We start from the raw sequence: 19,537 nt of genomic DNA on the forward strand, positions 1-19,537 counted from the left end.
AGGGAAATGTTAAAGGTTTTACTGGTTGATGATGAGCCCTTCATTTTAGAGGGACTGAAGCATCTGATTGATTGGGAACAGGAAGGATTTGAGATTGCAGGGACGGCTGCAAATGGACTTGAGGCATTGGAGTTTTTACAGAAGAAAAAAGCAGATCTGATCATTGCAGATATCAAGATGCCGCAGATGACGGGATTAGAGCTTTTAGAGAAAATCCGTAAAGAATCAATTTCTGATGCATGTTTTGTGGTTTTAAGCGGATATGCGGAATTTGGATTTGCACAGCAGGCAATGCAGCATGGGTGCACAGATTATATTTTAAAACCGGTAGACAGAGAGATCCTGTTAAAGATGTTAAACAAGGTGATGGCTTTAAGCAGTCAGGAGAAGTCGGACATTGAAAAGAATAAAAAAATGAAACAGGCATATCTGGCAAGACATATTATTTCACTTGTCCAGGGAAAATTTGACCAGCTTAATCTTGAATATGTCCGTGAGCATATGGAATGTACGAAAGGCGTACGTTATGTGGAAATCCAGATGGAAGAGATTTTTGATGAAGAAAAAACGTCCGATCAGGAAATGAGGGTAGCACAGAGAAAACTTTACCATCTGTGTATGGAATATTTAAAGGAAGATGCCGATTTATGCGTGTTTGATGTATCGGTAAATGAAAAAATCTATGATGTTTGTTTTTTATATTTTGACCGTGTTGCAAAGAAAGCAGGGATGTCAGAACAGGATTATTTAGAACATTTCCGTGAGTATCTGGAAAATAATATGAATCAGCCGGTCATTATGTTAGTCGGGAAAAAAGTACAGGACATCAGTAATATAGCAAGGTCATATGGCAATACCTGTATGCTTCGTTCTTTTCAGGGATTCCGGAGTAAAAAACAGATTTACTATTATGAAGAGGAAGTTCAGGTATCGCCGGATGGTATTGTTTTATGTAAGGAAAGTTTAGATGGGCTGTTAAAAATGATCGAGCAGAACAATCATGTCGGAATCCGCAGTGCGGTGGAATATTTCTATGAAGAAATGGGAAAAAGGGGAATCTGCGGTGAGACAATGACGTTGAATATCAATTATCTTCTGTTCCAGCTGATCCATCTTGCCTGTGAGCAGGATGATGATGTGAATCAGGAAAAAATCTTAAGGCTGATCAGTGAAAGCAGCTTTGAGACCGGGGTAAAGAGAGGAAGTAAGGCACACCTGACACGTTTTGCCTGTGAATATGCAGACTATCTTTCACAGCTTCGGAAAAATGTTTCCAGAGGTGTCTTAAGTATGGTAGAAAAAGAAGTGAAAGAAAATTTTGCATCAAATATCACGTTAAAAAGTCTGAGTGAAAAATATTATGTCAACAGTGCATATTTAGGACAGCTGTTTCGAAAAAAATACGGACAGTCATTCAAAGACTACCTAAATAATTACCGAATGGAACAGGCAGCAGACTATTTGCTTCATACAGATAAGAAGATCGCACAGATCGCAGAAGATGTGGGTTATCGTGACCTGGATTATTTTGTAAACCGTTTTATACAGGTAAAGGGCTGTACACCGGCAAAATTCCGGAAGAACATGTTACAAAATTAAAATAGCAGAAGTACAAAAAAGGCACTGGAAGCATCTAAGCTCCAATGCCTTTTTATATTTTAGAAAAATCCTAGAAATCTGTTAAATCAGCAGCTCTTCTCTCTAAGAAAGCAGTCATGCCTTCTTTTTTGTCGTGGGTAGAGCAGGTTACGCCGAATAAGTTTGCTTCCATCTCAACAGCGTTCTTGATGTCCATATCATAACCGTTGTTGATAGCTGCTTTTGCAACGGAAACAGCATAGCTTCCTTTGGAGATGATTTTCTTTGCCATAGCTTTTGCTGTGTTCATTAACTCTTCCGGAGCAACTACTTTATTTACAAGACCGATGCGGTAAGCTTCTGCTGCATCAACGGAATCACAGGTAAAGATCATCTCTTTTGCGCGTCCCATGCCTACTAAACGGGCAAGTCTCTGTGTACCGCCGAATCCAGGAATGATTCCAAGACCTGTTTCTGGCTGTGCGAAAGTAGCGTTGTCAGATGCGATACGGATATCACATGCCATGGAAATCTCACATCCACCGCCAAGTGCAAAACCATTTACAGCTGCGATCGTTACCTGACGCATGTTCATTAATTTGAAGAATGGTACGGAAGCTCTCATACCGAAAGCTCTTGCCTCTGCTGCAGTAAAGTTTACCATCTCAGAAATATCAGCGCCTGCTACGAAAGATTTGAATTCGTTGCCTTTCTTGTCAGGACCACCTGTTAAGATTACAACTTTGATGTCGTCTCTTGCCTCGATCTCAGTTAAGGCTGTGTTTAACTCGTCTAAAGTCTCGCTGTTTAATGCGTTTAATGCTGCTGGTCTTGAAATTGTAAGAACTGCAATCTCCTCAGCAACTTCCAGTTTTAAATTGTTAAAATCGCTCATCGTTTGGAACCCTCCTGAATAGTTTGATAAAAAATTAACAATATACGTTATTAATAGCGTACAGCTTTTCCTAGAATTTGTCAATAGATTATGGGAAAAATTCACTATAAATTCGGTAGAAAAAGTGCTATGATAGGTGGTATGATATTTTGACAAAGATACAGAAAAGAGGAAAAACCATGGGCACAAGCAAATCATACTTATCTAAGGTAGTAAAGGAGATGCCGGATTCAGGGATCAAGGACTTTTTTGATATTGCAAATACGATGGAGGGAGCATTGTCACTTGGTGTCGGCGAGCCGGATTTTCCGACACCGGAACATGTCAGGGAGGCAGCGATCGCTTCTATAAAAAGGGGAGAGACAAAATATACGGACAACCGTGGCACCGTAGAGCTTCGTGCGGCAGCTGCAGAGTATCTGGAAAAGTTCGGACTTCATTACGACAGGGAAGATGAGATATTGATCACAATGGGGGCAAGCGAAGGAATAGACTTGGCACTTCGTGCACTGGTAGATCCGGGGGATGAAGTACTGGTTGTGGAGCCTTGTTATGTTTCCTACATTCCGTGTGTAGAATTATGTGGAGGTGTTCCGGTTTCAATTCCATTAAAAGCAGAAAATAAATTCCGTCTGACAAAAGAAGAACTGGAAGAAAAGATCACAGATAAAACAAAGGTTCTGCTGATCTCATTTCCGAACAATCCTACCGGAGCGATCATGGAAAAAGAAGATTTAGAGGCGATCCGTGAGGTTGTGATCGCACATGATATTTTTGTGATCACTGACGAAATTTATGCAGAGCTGACTTACGGCAAAAAGCATGCGTCGATTGCAGCACTGCCGGATATGTATGAACGCTGTGTGGTATTAAATGGTTTTTCAAAGGCATTTGCAATGACAGGATGGCGCATGGGTATCGCAGCAGGTCCGGCGGAAGTCATTTTCCATATGAATAAGATCCATCAGTTTACAACCATGTCTGCAGGAACGACTTCACAGGTGGCAGCCCTTGAAGCACTGACAAGTCCGGTTCGTGACGAAGAGATTGAAGTCATGCGGAAGGAATATGATGAGAGGCGAAAGATCATGGTGGACGGATTTCAGAACATGGGACTTGATGTGACAGAGCCGGAAGGTGCATTTTATGTATTTCCATCGGTGAAAAAGACAGGACTTACCAGTATGGAATTTTGTAACCGTCTGTTACAGGAGCAGAAAGTAGCAGTCATTCCGGGGGATGCATTTGGAAATTGTGCAAAGGGTTATATCCGCTGTTCTTATGCTTATTCCAAAGACATTATCCGGCAGTGTTTGGATAAGATCGCAGTATTTGTCAGCCGGTTTGACTTAAAGTAAAGTGCTGAACTGTGTAAAAATGAGCACAGAAATGAAGAATATTATAAAAGAAAGTTTGAGAGATACATGTTAAAAGATTACGACTTAAAGCAACTGGTATCCCCATTATTAAAGTGGTTTTTAAGCCATGCCCGCATACTGCCGTGGCGTGAAGAACCGACGCCATACAGGGTGTGGGTTTCAGAGATCATGCTCCAGCAGACAAGAGTGGAGGCAGTAAAATCATATTTTGAACGTTTTACGAAGGCATTGCCGGATGCAGGTGCACTTTCTGTCTGCCCGGAGGATGAACTTTTAAAACTTTGGGAGGGATTAGGGTATTATAACCGTGTCCGGAATATGCAGAAAGCTGCTGTGGAAGTCGTGGAAAACTATGGTGGACAACTTCCGGCAGATTATGAAAAACTGTTGAAACTGAAAGGAATCGGTCATTATACAGCAGGTGCGGTTGCGTCTATTGCATATGGAATCCCGGTTCCGGCAGTCGATGGGAATGTGCTTCGTGTTTTAACACGCGTTTCGGCAGATGATACGGATATTATGAAACAGTCTTTCCGGAGTGAGATGGAAGCATTGCTGGAAGAACTGATGCATGGGACTGGTGACAGAAATGAGAAAAATGTATTCCCATGGATGGAGGATGCAGAGAATCTGAAGGCACAGGTATATCACGGAAACCTTGCCGGTGCGTTTAATCAGGCACTTATGGAACTTGGAGCAACTGTCTGCGTGCCAAACGGTGCGCCGTTATGTGAAGAATGTCCGTGGGAAAAACTGTGTGAGGCAAAAAAACAGGGACTGATAGAACAGATACCGGTCAAGAGCAAAGCGAAGCCACGCAGGATCGAAGAAAAGACGGTTTTGATCTTAAGGGATGATCAAAAGGTTGCGATACGGAAAAGACCTGGAAAGGGACTTTTGGCAGGACTGTATGAACTTCCAAATGTTGAGGGAAATCTGGGTCAGGAGGAAGTACTTTCTCTGGTAAAAGAGCTGGGATATGCACCGATCCGTATTCAGCCGTTGGGGGATGCAAAACATATTTTTTCCCATATAGAATGGCATATGACAGGATATGCGGTCCGTGTGGAGGAACCGGAAATGCAGCCACAGGTGCAGAGCGAAAAAATTGGTACAGACGGATTATTATTTGTGGATGCAGAAGATGCGAAAGAAAAATACGCCATACCATCTGCATTTGCTGCTTATGCAAAGTATATGAATATTTTGCTTGGAAATGAAAAGAACAGATAAAAAAGAGGGAGCCGGTGCAACAGCACCGGCTATTCATTATGAAAAAGAGTGTGTATGGAAAGTGAAGTGATTCACTATTTGCTGGGAGGAACCTTGCTTATCTGATAAGCAAGGCTGCCTGACTTACATCAGGTATGAAAAAAAGTTCTATGAAAAATTTTAACTTGTTGCCTTAACTTTGAGTTTAGTATACCGGGGAATTGTGACCGTCGTATGCCTTGTTTGTGAGAAATATGTAAATAAAATATGAACAACTACGGAATATGGTAAGAATTAAGAATATCTAAAGAAAAAATTGATTGGTTTGCAGTGGGAAAATGTGTATAATAAAGTGGCTATGATGTTATGAAAATCGGAAAACAAGAAGGAAAATCGTGCCCAGTTTGCTGGGCATGCTTGCCAGGGACTCGCATTTTCCTTCGGAAAACAAGGAGGATTTTATGTACGATTGTATCGTGATCGGCGCAGGAATTGCAGGTGCTGTCAGTGCGAGAAAACTTGCGGAAGAAGCCGGAAAGAAAGTGCTGGTTTTGGAGAGACGCAGTCATATCGGAGGCAACTGTTATGATGAGCCGGATGCACATGGAATATTAATACATAATTACGGACCACATATTTTTCATACAGGAATTGAGGAAGTGTATCAGTATCTGTCAAGATTTACGGACTGGTATGCATTTGGGCATGAGGTGGTAGCAAAGGTTGGAGATCGTCTGATCCCAGTTCCATTTAATTTAAATACACTTCATATGGTATATGATAAGGAAAAAGCGGATGCCTTAGAGCAGAAACTGATCGCTGCATACGGTGAGGGAAGCCGTGTACCGATCATGAAATTACGTGAAAATGATGATCCTGATATTCGTGAGATCGCACAGTTTGTATATGAAAATGTATTTTTAAAATATACAATGAAGCAGTGGGGACAAAAACCGGAGGATATCAGTCCGGAAGTAACAGGACGAGTTCCTGTGCTGGTTTCCTATGATAACCGTTATTTCCAGGATAAATATCAGGGAGTACCCAAAGAAGGATTTACACCGATGTTTGAGCGTATGTTAGATCATGAGAATATCACGGTTGAGACAGGTGTTGACTGCAAAGAACGGCTACATTTTGAGGAAGATCAGATTTATTTTGATGGAAGACCGTTTGATGGGGATGTTATTTATACAGGTGCACTGGATGAATTGTTTGGCTGTCAGTTTGGAAGACTTCCGTACCGTTCCTTAAGATTCGATTTTGAACATTATAATGAAGAATCTTATCAGGGACACAGTGTGGTCAACTATACGGTCAGCGAAGATTTTACGAGAATTACAGAGTTTAAATATCTGACCGGACAAAAAGACACGGATGGAACCACGATCGTGAAGGAGTATCCGTTTGCTTATACAGGAGCGGAAGGAGAAATTCCTTACTATGCGATCTTAGAACCGAAAAACCAGGAACTGTATGAAAAATATCATGCACTTGCTGGCAGACTGCCGCATTTTTATCTGCTCGGACGACTGGCAGAATACAAATACTATAATATCGATGCGATGACGAAAAAAGCGATGGAACTTGCCGATGCGATCATGGCAGAAAATACAAAAAACTGATCGGAGGATTTATATATGAAATTACTGACATTTGCGATTCCATGTTATAACTCACAGGATTATATGGAAAACTGTATCAAATCACTGCTTCCGGGAGGTGATGATGTTGAGATACTGATCATTGATGATGGATCAAAAGACAGTACCGGAGACATTGCAGACGCTTATGAGAAAAAATATCCGGGGATCATCCGGGCGATTCATCAGGTAAATGGAGGACATGGGGAAGCAGTTAATGCAGGCATCCGCAATGCGACAGGACTTTATTTTAAAGTGGTAGACAGCGATGACTGGGTAGATGGGGAGGCTTATAAGAAGATTTTAGATAAACTTCGTGAGCTGACCGGCGGCAATCAGACGCTTGATATGTTTATTGCCAATTATGTCTATGAAAAAGAAGGTGTACGCCATAAAAAGGTAATGCATTACACAAACCTGCCGAAAGACCAGATTTTTACATGGAATGATGTGTCACGCTTCCGGAAAGGCCAGTATATCCTGATGCATTCTGTGATTTACCGTACAAAACTGCTGCGTGAATGTGGATTAGAACTGCCGAAACATACATTTTATGTGGATAATATTTATGTGTACAAACCATTACCAAGTGTAAAAACACTGTATTATATGGATGTAGATTTTTACCGTTACTTTATTGGCAGGGAAGATCAGTCGGTCAATGAGAAAGTGATGATCAGCCGTATCGACCAGCAGATCAAGGTAAATAAGATTATGGTAGATGAATTTGATCTCTGGAAGATTCCAAACCGAAAACTGCGTCATTACATGTTTAATTATCTGGAAATCATCACGGTTATTTCCACGATTATGCTGATCCGCTCCGGCACCGAGGAAAATCTCCTGAAAAAACGTGAACTCTGGAAGTACATCAAAGACCACGATATCCGTTTATTCCATCATTTACGTGCAGGAATCATGGGGAATGCAATGAATCTGCCGGGCAAGGGAGGCAGAAAGATCTCGGTTGCTGCATATCGTTTGTCGCAGAAAGTAGTTGGATTTAATTAAGAGGTAATGGGAATATGAGTGAAGAAAATAACTGGGATTATGGAACAAATGAGCAGAATATAAATCAGGGGAATCCCGTCAGCCTGGAGAAAAATATGACTGATGATGCGCAAAGGGTAAATTTAGAGAAGAATACAGCAGACAATCCGTATTATACAAATACTTCATATGGAAACGGTGGTACAAATTATAATTACGGACAGGCAAATGACAGTGCAGGTTATAACTATGGACAGCCGAATGGAAGCGCGGAATATAATTACGGACAGTCAAACGGAAGTGCAGAATATAATTACGGACAACCGGCTGGCAGGTATGGAAGTAATAAGTCAGAAAGTGAAGGCTTTGGTATTGCGTCGTTAGTACTTGGAATCATTACGGCTTTGCTGTTCTGTACCTGTATCAGCTGGATCACCGGTATTCTTGCGATTATTTTTGGTATCATACAGCTTGTAAAAGGAAATAAAAAAGGAATGGCGATCGTTGGTCTGATCACAGGCGGAATCGGATTTATCGCATCGGTCATTCTGTATATTCTGATCTTCTTTACCGGTCTTGGATCGTATAGTAATTATGATGATATTTACAATCATATTTACGATGATATTTATGATGATATCGAAAATAGCATGGATGATGGAACAATCTGAAAAATTTTTGCTGGAACAGCATAGATGATGACAGAAGGATTCATTTGTTTTTATGGAGAGGGTTATGGAAGAATTATTGAAAGTCAGTGGATTGTCTAAGACATTTCATCTGTCGAAGAAACAACAGAAACTGGAAAAGACCGCAGCCAAAGTTAAGGTTGCGGTGGATGATCTTTCCTTTTGTACTTACAGGGGGGAAGTTTTTGGATTATTAGGGCCCAATGGAGCGGGAAAGACAACAACGCTTCGCATGTTAGCAACGCTGATCAAACCGGATAAAGGTGATGCTCTGATTGACGGAAGCAGTATTGTGACAGATCCGAACGGTGTTCGGAAAAAGATCGGATTTCTGACGAGTGAATTAAAACTGGAAGAATTTTTTACACCGAATTACCTGTTTGACTTTTTCTCCGAATTATACGGTATTGATCTGGCAGAGCGGGATGAGAGAAAACGGCTTCTGTTTCAGAAGTTTGGTGTGGATGAGTTTGCGGAAGTGAAGGTTGCAAATCTCTCCACCGGTATGAAACAGAAAGTATCCCTGATCATTTCACTGGTGCATGATCCGCAGATCATTATTTTTGATGAGCCGACAAACGGACTTGATGTTATCACGGCGAAGGTTGTGACCGATTTTCTGCAGGAATTGAAAGCAGAAGGAAAAACGATCATTGTATCAACACATATTTTTTCACTGATCGAAAAGATCTGCGACCGTGTCGGCATTATCATCAATGGGAAAATGGTTTTGTGTGATACGCTTTCCCATGTGACGGCGGAAATGCCACTTGAGGATAAGTTCTTTGAAATCTATCGGGAAACGGCAGGTGAGATAGTATGAGTAAAAAAATGATTGCAATCATGAAAAAAGAGTTCGCCCGCTTTTTTGGAGATAGAAGACTGGTATTTACCACGATTTTGATGCCGGGATTGATGATCTATATTGTGTATACATTTCTGGGGCAGGGAATTATGAAGCAGTTTGCCGCTTCGGAGGATTATGTATATCAGATCTATACGGTGGATCTGCCGGAGGCGTTTTCTTATTTAAAGACAGAGTCTGATCTGGAAGTGACGGAAATTACAGTAGAAAAAGAGTCTGATGTCTTAGAAAAGATCGAGGCGGAGGAAGCAGATCTTTTGATGGTGTTCCAGTCGGATTTTGATGCGGCTGTCGCTGCATATGATCCGTTAGATACCACGCAGGCAGCACCGGATATCAACATGTACTATAATTCAGTTTCGACGGAATCGTCGACGATCTACAATCAGATGTATCAGGTTTTTGATGATTATGAATCTTCTCTGGCAAATAAGTTTGATATCAATGCCGAAGAAGGTGTGAAATATGATGTTGCAACGGAAAAAGATACTTCCGCGCAACTTTTTTCCATGCTTTTACCGATGCTTTTGATGTCATTTTTATTCAGTGGCTGTATGGCGGTTGCCCCGGAATCCATCGTCGGGGAAAAGGAGCGCGGAACGATCGCAACGCTGCTTGTCACACCGATGAAACGCGGCGAGCTTGCCGTCGGAAAAGTCTTAAGTCTGAGTGTCATCGGACTTTTGGGCGGAGTTTCCAGCTTTATCGGCACGATGCTGGCACTTCCGAATCTGATGGGCGGTGCGGCGCTTGAGGATGACAGTATGACAGACGGGGTGAGTGCAGCAGTATACAGTGGAGCTGATTATGTACTGTTGTTATTTGTCATTTTAAGTACGGTTCTGGTAATTATCGGTGCAATCTCCCTGATGTCCGGCCTGGCAAAGAGCGTCAAAGAGGCAGGAACGATGGTTTCGCCTCTGATGATCGTCGTCATGCTGATCGGTGTGTCGACGATGTTCGGGGATGGTGCGCCGAAGGAGGTTTACTGGTATCTGATCCCGTTTTATAACAGTGTACAGTGCATGAACGGAATTTTTTCCTTTGATCTTGTTCCGGTTAATTTTGTGGTGACAATCGTGGCAAACATTTTGTATGCACTGATCATGACAGCAGGGCTTGCGAAGATTTTTGACAGCGAGAAGATTATGTATAGTTGAGAGGCAGCAGGTTATAAATAAAAGTATAAAATCCGCAATATCAGTCATATATTACAGATAAGAGAAAATATAAAGTTATACAAATATGGGAGATTGCGCGGGTGCTTTTATCTGTAAAAAATATTTTTCATAAACAAAGAGTTCATTATCCGAAAGATGTTCTGATCGCTGCAGTTATTTTTGCAGCAGCAGTCTGTCAGTGGGGCGGCAATCATGAAAATGCCAGAGAGACATTGTCTTTTGCGGCACAGGAAGATACCGCAGAAAAAAAGGTGGCGATTACTTTTGATGATGACGTTATAATAGGACTAAGTCAAGAGATTAGCTATAAAGAAGCGGTTTCTATGATTTAGTCCTATTTTCGCTATTCTAAGGAGAGTAGATAGGGCAGCGCTGTTATATTAAAATCTTATAGTGAATAGCCGGGATCTGTCAATATTAGGGATATTGGCTGATGTCGTTATGACCAAAGCAGGGCTAAATCTAAATTCCATGAAAATGGGATACTTGATTTAGCTCTGCTTTAATTTTTATCGGGAGGAGGCAAGTGCTTAACCCTATTTTTATCCAAGTGCATATAAAAAATGTGATGATATGCTGTGACAGTCTGATTATTCCGGTACAGTCGGAAACACTGGCGGTAGAGGGAATGGCAGAGTTTCTAAGGGCTTTCCACAGAATCAAGAGCCACGCAAATGCAGAGACGCAGCAGGAGAAAACTAAGCAATGTCAAAGGAAACAGACTGAAAAAAAGTATTTAGGATAAAATAGAAATATAGTCTGGTTACACATTGGTAATAAACGTAAAATGACGTATATGTTAAGCTTAAAATGATAATTTTGCAAATAAAATAAAAAATTTCTTGTAGATTATTAAACCATAGCAAAATAAATTAGTATACAGAGCATTCTTAAATAGTCAAAGAAAAGATATGATAAAGGAAAATTAGTTTCGGAGATAGAAATGAAATTAGACTATTGCGCAATAGGTATGAGAATAAAAGAGCGTCGGATGAAGAAAGAATGGTCGTAGGAGATGCTGGCATCTACTGTTGGAATTTCTAATCCACATATGAGTAATATAGAGCGGGGAAAGACAAAAGTAAGCTTGGCAACTTTGATAGATATTGCAAACGCTCTTGATACGACATTTGACGCATTGATTTGTGATAATCTGGTGAAAGGGAAAGTTGTTTTTGATGAAGAAATTTCACAGGAATTGGAAGAATGCAGTGAAGAAGACATCAGAATTGTTTATGATATGGTAAAAGCGTTGGTTAAGAGTCTGGCAAAACGGAAACATTAGTTGTTACAGTGGGGGCAAAGATATATGATAAGGATCGGGATTTGTGATGATTTAGTAGAACAACTTCAGATACAGGAAGAGATGGTTAGGAATATCGTTTGCCGTTTGGGGCTGAATACAGAAATAAAATGTTTTCAAAGTGGAGAAGATTTGCTATGGGAAATGGAACAAAAAGGCAATATGGATATCATTCTTTTGGACATTGAAATGGGCGGGATAAACGGAGTTGAAACGGCAAGACGGATTCGGGAAAAGGATAACAGGGCAATTTTGTTCTTCATTTCCTACTATGAACAGTATTGTAAGGAAATCATTAATGTACAGCCATTTCGGTTTATAGACAAGCCTGTTTCGGAGGAGGAACTGGATAGTGGGTTTAGAGAAGCGTTTAAGGCGATGAGTCAAAAAGAAGAAATTTTTGAGTATACATATAAAAAAGTTCCACATAAGATTTTGGTAAATAAAATTCGTTATTTTGAGAGTGATAAGCGACAGGTGAATCTTTACAGTACAGACGGTGTTTCTTCATTTTATAAAAAACTGGATGAAGTAGAAGTACAGTTAGAACAGATGAATATCAAGTTTTTAAGGATTAGTAAATCTTATCTGGTCAATGTGAACTATGTAAAGGAATTTCGGTATGAAAAAGTAGTGATGGATGACGGCAAAGAATTTAAAATAGGTCCCAGATATAAGGATAAAATAAGAAAAAGTTATATTGAATTGATGAGGATAAGCTAAATGATGAAAGTAATGCTGGCAGCCATTGAAATTTTTTCTTTAGTGTATCAGAGAATTTTTGCACAAAAAGTCCTGACACAAAGAAAGCATGGCAGAGTGTGGGAGTGTTTTGTATGGGGAATGTATTTTGTTATTTCTAATTTTTTTACTTACAGTTTTGCAAAAAGTGCGTGGGACAATACAGGAATATTTGTTGTCTCATTTTTTTTGGCTTTACGTATTTTATATATAGATTCTGCATGGGTTTTATCGGCAGTTACTGCTTTTATGGCAATTAGCGGAGCATTATCAGAAGTATTGACTTATTATGGATGGCAGATATTTGTTCAGAAAAGTGGAGCCAAAGTAGATACGGCAAATGAGGATTACTTACTATTGCTGGTTTCCAAGCTAGTTATGTTTTTCTTTATAAAAATATTGCTGGCGCTTATCAAGCGGCATAAAAATATCAGGTTGAATACACAGGAATGGGTTGAAATTTTTATGATTCCCGGAGGAAGCATTGTCATTTTAGCTGAAATGATCTGTCAAAAGGAAAGCATGAGCGAGACATTGGATTTTGTGGCAGCGCTTATGGTAATGCTGATAAATATTTTTACATATTATTTGTATGATAAAATTGGAGAAACAGCAGAAAAAAGAGTACGGGAAGAGGTTTTACAGGAGCAAAGTGAATATTATCTCAGACAGTACAATGAAAACATGAATCTGTGGGTAGAAATGAGTGAGTTCCGCCATAATATGACGGAACGGTATCTGATGGAGAAAATGTATCTGGAGAAAGGAGACTATGAGGCACTCAAAAAATATTGCGATAATTCTTTAGAAAAGTTACATAAGCAGAGAAAAGTATCTAATACAGGGTGTTTCTATTTTGACAGTATTATTAACTATAAAGCGGCGGTTGCTGAGACATTTGATATTAAATTTGAAACAAAGCTGATGATACCGAGAGATTTAAAAGTGGAAACAGAAGATATCTGTATCTGTCTTGGAAATTTGTTGGATAATGCGATAGAGGCATCCAAAAAAGTGAAAGCAGAAGAACGTAGTGTTTGCGTAGAAATACGAGTGGATAGAAGAAACCTTATGATGATGGTTTCTAACCATTACGAAGAAGAACGGAAAAAGAGCGGAAATCATTATATGACAACAAAAAAAGAAAAACACAGGCATGGATTTGGACTGAATATAATAAGGAAGATAGCCAGACGGTATGATGGGGAGGTTATCATTGATGATGGGAATCATCAATTTGTGGTGACAGTATTATTGTATGAGATTTTTTCTATGTAAAAAAATGTAAAGGGAAATAAGAGATGCGTGAGTGAGAGACAGGCGTCTCTTTTTTTTTGCATAAAAATAAAAAAGTTACAGATAACCATACGATTCTTGACGTTTTGAAGATTCTGTGTCGAAAAATGGTATTATTAGGAAAAAAGAGAGGGGGAATCAAGATGAGAAATCTGTTAAACCGCTATTTGAGCAATTTAATGACATTTGGACTGGAGAAAGTAGCAACAGGCGCTGCAACAAAATGCTGCTATTTTATTCTGCATCAGCCCAAGGTGCCGGAAAATCTCAAAAAGTTTTCTGAGAGTAAGAAATGAGAAAACTTTTTGAAAGAATCGTAGACTTCATGGAAGAAAATGGAAGCATTCAATCGGAGTACAGGGATATATATCTATTTGCGTTGCAGACCATTGCTGTATATGCTTTCAATATTGGAACGGGTGTTGTCATTGGCGCGGCCTTTGGGGAATTGTTATATTGCATGATATTTCTGATTGCATTTATGCTGTTGCGGCAGGAAGCAGGAGGATATCACGCACCGGGATGGATGAGCTGCTATTTTCTTTCATGTGGGATTCTGGTTTTAACCTTGTTATGGATAAAAGCAGAATTTGCTTATCAGACCTGTCTTACAATCGCTGCGGCGTTGGCTGCGGGGATGGGGATATTTCTATTTGCTCCCCTGGAGGATAAAAATAAGCCTCTGGAGGAAGCAGAAAAGAAAGTAATCGGAAAAAAGGCGCGAATCATAGTTGTAACAGAGCTGATACTCGGAATGGTATTCTTAGCGGTAAATCAGAGAGCTGCATATGCGGTTTTGGGCGCAGTTATCTGGTGTGGAGTGAGTTATCTGGCATGGTCAGTAAAAAGATATACGGAGAAAAATGGGAAAAGTAGAGAAGATAACAATTAAATTGGCAATGCTGTTCATAGGGCTTTCTTTGCTGTTTCCGGCAAGGGTTTTGGCAGCGGAGAAGAATGAAATCAATGAAATCACCGAAAAAAAGCAGATTATATTTTTGCTGGATGCAAGCAAATCAATGCAGGGAGACGGACAGTGGATTGAGGCAGCGGACAGCGCATGCATGATAGCGTCGGCGTTGCCGAAAGAATACGAAGTGGCATTGCTGGTATATAACACGGAAATTGTTTATGAGGAAGATTTCGGAAACATTAATCAGAAAACCAGACATGCACTCGAGACGGTAGAACTGCAGGGCTACACCACCCCAGCGGTGGCGTTGGAAACGGCGGCTGATATGTTTGACAGTGCGGCGGCAGATAAAAGAGTGGTATTTATTTCCGACGGGGAAATTTCTCTGCGGGATCAAAGCGAAACAGAAACTGCAATCAGGCAGTTTGAAAATATGGTGGATCAGATTGCAGAACAGGGAATAAAAATTGACATGTTTGCAATCCCCAATGATAAGACGGAGAATGAGGTTTCGTATGGAACGAAAGTGACGTCAGGAGAGCAGTATACAGTAGGCGAAAACCAGACGATTGAAGAAATCACTGCAAAATATCTGTTCCAGACGTTACAGATAGAAAAAATAGAACTTGGCGAGGCGGTTTCCGGAGAAGGAAATATGACAGTGGATCTGCAGGATACTTATATGCAGAATGCAAAGATACTTCTCGTGTCAGGGGAAAACATCGAGGATTTTCATGTTGCAGGACAGTGTGAGAGCCTGAATATGCTTCAGGGAAACAAGTTTGCGGTTGCTGAATTGGAAAATCCATTGGAACGGCAGATTACAATGGACTATTCTCTGGAAAACAGAGGAAATGTCCATACTTATCTGATAAAAGAATATTTTTTAAAAGCTGATATGGAGAAATCCTATACATCAGAGGAAGGGACATTTACCCTGAAGGTAAATGTTGTAAACCATCAGGAGAAGCCGGTTTTGGATTCGGAAACTTTAAAAGACAGTATTTCTGTTTTGATTAATGGCAAGGAAGCGTCTTACCGTGTGGAAAATGGCACGGCGATGGTTCCGTATCAGACAGACGAGACGGCAAAAGTGAATGTGGAAATTGCAATTCAGCCGTCGGGAAATGTGGTTCATTACATAAAAACGGCAGATACGGTGGAATTGACAGTTCCGGTTGTAGAGGAGGAACCTGATTATACGGTTCTTTGGATTGTAATTATATCTTTATGTGCAGTGGTACTTTTGCTCTCTGTTTTATATGAAAGGAAAAAGCAAAAAAAAAACGATGGTGAGACGGGTTCCATTATCATAGAGAAATCGGAACCTCCTGTGCTGCCGAAATATGATTTCTCGGGACAGTTGGCGGTATATTTGTTAAAGGGGGAGCAGGAAGACGACGTTGCGCCCTGCAGTATTAAGTTATTCGGAAAATCACGAAAAAGTATATCCTTTGACTGGATCAAAGACCGCTGCGGGATTGACTATAAATTATCGGATGCAGATAAAATCAGGTTTACTGGCGGAAAAGACCATGCACTGTGTTTCAAAAACAGTGGTTATGCAACAATCGTAAAAGAAAACCAGATTTTGAAACGGGAGAGAAAGTATTCTTTATACTATGGAGAAAAAATATTGCTGATTTTTAATAATGGAGGAACAGAAATTGAACTTCATTATAAAAATATGAAACCAAGCGAAAGGTAAGGAGGAACAAAGTGAATACAATAACACAGACAAACAGGACGATTCTCTTTGAGGAAATCAATCCGGAAAAGCTGAATCTTCTGACACTTGTTGGAGACGTCAGGGGGGTAAACAGCGTAAGTGACGACAAAATCAAAGAAATAAACGATGCCTTGCTGGTGAGAAGTTTTGACGAATTTTTGGAGAAATTTGAGCCGGTGGTGTATTCGTATTTTGACGCAAACAATCAGAAAGTAATCTATACGCTGAAAAAACCTGAAACGATTGAAGATGAGTTACTGAGTGAAATTCATCTGAACCGCCAGAATGATTATCTGAAAATGCTGATGACGCTTGTTGAGGCAAAGCGGGCGGAGGGAAGCATCAACGTAGATTTTAAATTTGAGAAACTGACGGATATGATTTCACCCAAAAAGGTCATGGACGATATCCGACAGAACCGAAAAGAACTTCAGTATACCTACAGCGAATATGCGAAACTTGAGGACGGCGATCCGAAGAAGTTAGATACGGCAGATAAGCTGAATCTGATGTTTGAAGAAGCAAGTGTCAATTACAACAATGTAATGGCAATGCTGCCGCTTGCGATAGAGGATATCAAGACAAGGCTGTTGTTGGGCGATGGACAGAAGAAAAAAGACGAAGCGCCGTTAAGCATTGGCGTGCTCAGTATGGATGAACACGGAGAACTTAAGATTTTAGAGGCGCCGAAGGAAAACAAAAAAGAGCTGATGGTATTAGACGACAATGCCAACGCCGGACTGATTCAGGCAATCGAGAAAGACTATATGGATTTGAACGAGGACGGAAATGAGTATGTTATGTCGTTGGTTGCAAGAACTTTCTGTCCGCTGGCATCTACGATGGAGAGTGTGGTAGATATTGAGAAAGAAGTAGCGAACTACAATTCTTACCTTGAGTTCTACAAGCGGAGCAAGGATGATTTTATCAAGACAGTAAAACCGTTGGTGGAAAAAATCATGGGGGTATGGGCTTTCTTCGAGCAGTATCCGAGAAACTGCAAGGGAATGAAACCTTCTCTGGTGGTATCGAATGTGAGCAACGATATGCTGGCAAAGAGCAGCAACATTCCGCGACTTTTAGCATATCTCAATACGGTAAACGCAAAAAATGATTTTGAGAATACCATCTGGTATGCCATTGTTCCGTCGGTTTCCTTAAACAGCAGTTCTAAGCTGAAGGCGGTAAAGGAGCGTTTTAAAGGAAATGAGAACGTAGAGAAAGAGGATGTGAACAGCATGGAATCGCTGGTTCGGATTCTGGATGCGCTGAAAGATTATGAAGTGCAGTGTTTCTTCAGCTATGAGACGGGGGATAAGACCACCTTTAATGTTATGGCGACAGAGGGAATTGAAAAATATGAAACAAAATGCACGCAGTTGATTGGCAAGCCTTTTAGTGAATATGCAATTCCCTGTATCCCGAATTTTACCGTAATACCAAAAGACAAGTCCGGCGTCATTCTGGATAACAAAATGTACATTACAGAGCAGAATACGGCAGCGCTGTCTAAAGAAAAAGAAGATGTTATGAAAATCTGGATTGATGGTGTCTACATAGGAGCTGCTTATGTGGCAGCCGGTTTGGTGGCAGCTTACCAGAGTCCGGACTACTTAAAAGAAGTGTTTAAGAAAAACGTGGACGATGAGCTTCCGGGTGTCCGGTTTGACATTGAGTCAGGAGATCACGCACTGCAGGTTCGGACTACCATGGCAAAAGAGATTACAGGATACACCAACGATATCAAGAGCGATATCAACCGGAAGAATTTCGGATTTGTATTTTCTTCCGAAAATGCAGTGCTTAAGGATATGAATATCCAGAACATTATGGTCTACAAGGCACGTAACCTGCTGACAGACGGAAAGAGTTATGAGCCAATCTATAAGACACAGGTGACTACTTACATTCAGAGAGTGATGCGTTTAGCGACAGGCGATTTTAAGCAGGAAAATATTGTGGAGTTTTTCTCCAGCAAGCCTACCAGCCAGAGAAGCAGATGGATGGAGAAGAAGGATTGCATCAATGCGATTATCGGAAACGGAGACGATATCCGGTATTCCATCGACGAGGCAGCGGGATACTGCACGCTTGATATCGCATTTAACGGTAACGTGAAGAATCTCGAAATCGAGATTAACCGGGTCAACAGCGAGGACAGAACATTTTAAATAAAGTCTAAAAGAAAAGAAGGAGGAAACGAACATGGGTTTTAGATTAGCAGTGAGTGGAGGCGCAGAGAACATCAATCTGGACGAGAAAACTATCCAGAAAGTTACGTTCAGTTCCGATTCCGCAACAGATTCCAACGCAAGGGCTACAGATTTTGGCATTGCAGTAAAGATTACCGGAAAAATGTTGTATAAGGTGGGAGCAGACGGAGAAGACGGAACACTTGGATTATCCAAATGGTCTCAGGTTCCGTCCGAGCAGGCAGACTGCTACAGAAATGCACAGATCGATGTTGTATCAGCAGGACAGGTGGTAAGAAAGTACACAATCCCCAATGCGTTTGTCATGGAATATGAGGAGCATATGGATGATGAAACCGGTGTGGGTACATTTTACCTCCACATCAAGCAGAAAAAGGACGAGAATGATGCGGTGAAGATCGAAGGCGGCTACGGTGAATAAAGAAAGGAGAGGAAATTATGTCATTTTTAGTAAAAGTCGAAGGAAGCGAGAGCTTTGAAGTGGAGAAGGAATGTGTCAGAAGCGTAAAGGTTACTACTGATATTCCGCTGGATTCTAATGCGAGAACGAAGGATGTCGGCGCAACTATGGTAATTACCGGAAAGATTTTAGCGGCTTTGGACGGGGATATTACTGACAGTACCAGGAAGCTGGCATTATGGTCCGTTGTTCCGGCGGAGAAAGCGGATTGTTATCGGAAGGTGACAGTAGAGCATGTGGCAGGCGGCGTAATGGAGAGAAAATATTGTTTCCCAAACGCATTTGTGCTTGACTACAAAGAAGAGTTTGGCGATGTAGAGGGAACCGGAACCTTCACATTAGTACTCAGACAGAAGAAAGACAAAATCGCTTCTGTAGCGGTAGAAGGAAATTATTCAGCATAACAGCAGGGCGCAGATTGTCAGCAAATAGGACAGCCTGCGCCTTAAA

General features: G+C 40.8%; 19 protein-coding genes. 18 read left to right on the forward strand and 1 reads right to left on the reverse strand.

Features of this window, described 5'->3' with window-relative positions:
* The first annotated feature begins 6 nt into the window (after positions 1-6).
* Positions 7-1,599 (forward strand): response regulator transcription factor, encoded by a 1,593-nt coding sequence (locus DXA60_RS13605; protein ID WP_117921933.1) that lies wholly within the window; start codon positions 7-9, stop codon positions 1,597-1,599.
* 70 nt (positions 1,600-1,669) lie between these two features.
* Here the strand turns inward: DXA60_RS13605 and DXA60_RS13610 are convergent, their stop codons facing one another.
* The gene (locus tag DXA60_RS13610) at positions 1,670-2,473 is read right to left on the reverse strand and encodes an enoyl-CoA hydratase-related protein (protein WP_117921934.1); all 804 of its coding nucleotides are present in this window, start codon (positions 2,471-2,473) and stop codon (positions 1,670-1,672) included.
* A 179-nt stretch (positions 2,474-2,652) separates the two neighbouring features.
* Between DXA60_RS13610 and DXA60_RS13615 the strand changes: the two genes are divergently transcribed.
* From DXA60_RS13615 to DXA60_RS13700, 17 genes are all read left to right on the forward strand, one after another.
* Positions 2,653-3,831, forward strand: a complete 1,179-nt coding sequence (locus tag DXA60_RS13615; protein ID WP_117921935.1) for a pyridoxal phosphate-dependent aminotransferase — start codon at positions 2,653-2,655, stop codon at positions 3,829-3,831.
* Between the two features lie 66 nt (positions 3,832-3,897).
* Positions 3,898-5,085: an A/G-specific adenine glycosylase gene (locus tag DXA60_RS13620; RefSeq protein WP_199536232.1), complete on the forward strand. Its 1,188-nt coding sequence runs from the start codon at positions 3,898-3,900 to the stop codon at positions 5,083-5,085.
* A 440-nt stretch (positions 5,086-5,525) separates the two neighbouring features.
* Positions 5,526-6,689, forward strand: a complete 1,164-nt coding sequence (gene glf / locus DXA60_RS13625) for a UDP-galactopyranose mutase (RefSeq protein WP_117921936.1) — start codon at positions 5,526-5,528, stop codon at positions 6,687-6,689.
* 15 nt (positions 6,690-6,704) lie between these two features.
* The gene (locus DXA60_RS13630; protein ID WP_117921937.1) at positions 6,705-7,718 is read left to right on the forward strand and encodes a glycosyltransferase family 2 protein; all 1,014 of its coding nucleotides are present in this window, start codon (positions 6,705-6,707) and stop codon (positions 7,716-7,718) included.
* Between the two features lie 14 nt (positions 7,719-7,732).
* Positions 7,733-8,368, forward strand: coding sequence for a DUF4190 domain-containing protein (locus tag DXA60_RS13635; RefSeq protein ID WP_117921938.1), 636 nt, complete (start codon positions 7,733-7,735; stop codon positions 8,366-8,368).
* A gap of 64 nt (positions 8,369-8,432) precedes the next feature.
* Complete coding sequence (locus DXA60_RS13640; protein WP_330418430.1) at positions 8,433-9,209, forward strand: ABC transporter ATP-binding protein; 777 nt, start codon at positions 8,433-8,435, stop codon at positions 9,207-9,209.
* A complete protein-coding gene (locus DXA60_RS13645; RefSeq protein ID WP_117921940.1) occupies positions 9,206-10,411 on the forward strand; it encodes an ABC transporter permease in 1,206 nt (401 codons plus the stop codon). Before DXA60_RS13640 ends, DXA60_RS13645 begins: the two co-directional genes overlap by 4 nt.
* 101 nt (positions 10,412-10,512) lie before the next feature.
* Positions 10,513-10,764 (forward strand): hypothetical protein, encoded by a 252-nt coding sequence (locus DXA60_RS13650; protein ID WP_243006892.1) that lies wholly within the window; start codon positions 10,513-10,515, stop codon positions 10,762-10,764.
* A gap of 683 nt (positions 10,765-11,447) precedes the next feature.
* Positions 11,448-11,717: a helix-turn-helix domain-containing protein gene (locus DXA60_RS13660; RefSeq protein WP_015560316.1), complete on the forward strand. Its 270-nt coding sequence runs from the start codon at positions 11,448-11,450 to the stop codon at positions 11,715-11,717.
* 24 nt (positions 11,718-11,741) lie between these two features.
* Positions 11,742-12,458 (forward strand): LytR/AlgR family response regulator transcription factor, encoded by a 717-nt coding sequence (locus DXA60_RS13665; RefSeq protein WP_117921941.1) that lies wholly within the window; start codon positions 11,742-11,744, stop codon positions 12,456-12,458.
* Positions 12,459-13,754: a sensor histidine kinase gene (locus tag DXA60_RS13670; RefSeq protein ID WP_117921942.1), complete on the forward strand. Its 1,296-nt coding sequence runs from the start codon at positions 12,459-12,461 to the stop codon at positions 13,752-13,754.
* A gap of 161 nt (positions 13,755-13,915) precedes the next feature.
* Complete coding sequence (locus tag DXA60_RS13675; RefSeq protein ID WP_241070752.1) at positions 13,916-14,068, forward strand: cyclic lactone autoinducer peptide; 153 nt, start codon at positions 13,916-13,918, stop codon at positions 14,066-14,068.
* Positions 14,065-14,664, forward strand: a complete 600-nt coding sequence (locus DXA60_RS13680) for an accessory gene regulator B family protein (protein WP_117921943.1) — start codon at positions 14,065-14,067, stop codon at positions 14,662-14,664. The genes DXA60_RS13675 and DXA60_RS13680 overlap by 4 nt, the downstream gene beginning before the upstream one ends.
* Complete coding sequence (locus DXA60_RS13685; RefSeq protein ID WP_055193076.1) at positions 14,636-16,393, forward strand: vWA domain-containing protein; 1,758 nt, start codon at positions 14,636-14,638, stop codon at positions 16,391-16,393. Before DXA60_RS13680 ends, DXA60_RS13685 begins: the two co-directional genes overlap by 29 nt.
* Positions 16,394-16,404: 11 nt before the next feature.
* The gene (locus DXA60_RS13690) at positions 16,405-18,585 is read left to right on the forward strand and encodes a hypothetical protein (protein WP_006858384.1); all 2,181 of its coding nucleotides are present in this window, start codon (positions 16,405-16,407) and stop codon (positions 18,583-18,585) included.
* 34 nt (positions 18,586-18,619) lie between these two features.
* Positions 18,620-19,048 carry a hypothetical protein gene (locus DXA60_RS13695; protein ID WP_006858383.1) on the forward strand — a complete coding sequence of 143 codons (429 nt, stop codon included), beginning with the start codon at positions 18,620-18,622 and terminating at the stop codon, positions 19,046-19,048.
* 17 nt (positions 19,049-19,065) lie between these two features.
* Complete coding sequence (locus DXA60_RS13700; protein WP_117921944.1) at positions 19,066-19,491, forward strand: membrane-associated protease 1; 426 nt, start codon at positions 19,066-19,068, stop codon at positions 19,489-19,491.
* Positions 19,492-19,537 lie beyond the last annotated feature (46 nt).

The sequence above is a fragment of the Roseburia sp. OF03-24 genome (genome assembly GCF_003463035.1).
GTDB lineage: Bacteria > Bacillota > Clostridia > Lachnospirales > Lachnospiraceae > Roseburia > Roseburia rectibacter.

Excerpts from the sequence above, each read along its gene's own strand:
- DXA60_RS13605 (WP_117921933.1), top strand. The coding sequence starts at position 7 with ATGTTAAAGGTTTTACTGGTTGATGATGAGCCCTTCATTTTAGAGGGA.
- DXA60_RS13610 (WP_117921934.1), bottom strand. The coding sequence starts at position 2,473 with ATGAGCGATTTTAACAATTTAAAACTGGAAGTTGCTGAGGAGATTGCA.
- DXA60_RS13615 (WP_117921935.1), top strand. The coding sequence starts at position 2,653 with ATGGGCACAAGCAAATCATACTTATCTAAGGTAGTAAAGGAGATGCCG.
- DXA60_RS13620 (WP_199536232.1), top strand. The coding sequence starts at position 3,898 with ATGTTAAAAGATTACGACTTAAAGCAACTGGTATCCCCATTATTAAAG.
- glf (WP_117921936.1), top strand. The coding sequence starts at position 5,526 with ATGTACGATTGTATCGTGATCGGCGCAGGAATTGCAGGTGCTGTCAGT.
- DXA60_RS13630 (WP_117921937.1), top strand. The coding sequence starts at position 6,705 with ATGAAATTACTGACATTTGCGATTCCATGTTATAACTCACAGGATTAT.
- DXA60_RS13635 (WP_117921938.1), top strand. The coding sequence starts at position 7,733 with ATGAGTGAAGAAAATAACTGGGATTATGGAACAAATGAGCAGAATATA.
- DXA60_RS13640 (WP_330418430.1), top strand. The coding sequence starts at position 8,433 with ATGGAAGAATTATTGAAAGTCAGTGGATTGTCTAAGACATTTCATCTG.
- DXA60_RS13645 (WP_117921940.1), top strand. The coding sequence starts at position 9,206 with ATGAGTAAAAAAATGATTGCAATCATGAAAAAAGAGTTCGCCCGCTTT.
- DXA60_RS13660 (WP_015560316.1), top strand. The coding sequence starts at position 11,448 with ATGCTGGCATCTACTGTTGGAATTTCTAATCCACATATGAGTAATATA.
- DXA60_RS13665 (WP_117921941.1), top strand. The coding sequence starts at position 11,742 with ATGATAAGGATCGGGATTTGTGATGATTTAGTAGAACAACTTCAGATA.
- DXA60_RS13670 (WP_117921942.1), top strand. The coding sequence starts at position 12,459 with ATGATGAAAGTAATGCTGGCAGCCATTGAAATTTTTTCTTTAGTGTAT.
- DXA60_RS13675 (WP_241070752.1), top strand. The coding sequence starts at position 13,916 with ATGAGAAATCTGTTAAACCGCTATTTGAGCAATTTAATGACATTTGGA.
- DXA60_RS13680 (WP_117921943.1), top strand. The coding sequence starts at position 14,065 with ATGAGAAAACTTTTTGAAAGAATCGTAGACTTCATGGAAGAAAATGGA.
- DXA60_RS13685 (WP_055193076.1), top strand. The coding sequence starts at position 14,636 with ATGGGAAAAGTAGAGAAGATAACAATTAAATTGGCAATGCTGTTCATA.
- DXA60_RS13695 (WP_006858383.1), top strand. The coding sequence starts at position 18,620 with ATGGGTTTTAGATTAGCAGTGAGTGGAGGCGCAGAGAACATCAATCTG.
- DXA60_RS13700 (WP_117921944.1), top strand. The coding sequence starts at position 19,066 with ATGTCATTTTTAGTAAAAGTCGAAGGAAGCGAGAGCTTTGAAGTGGAG.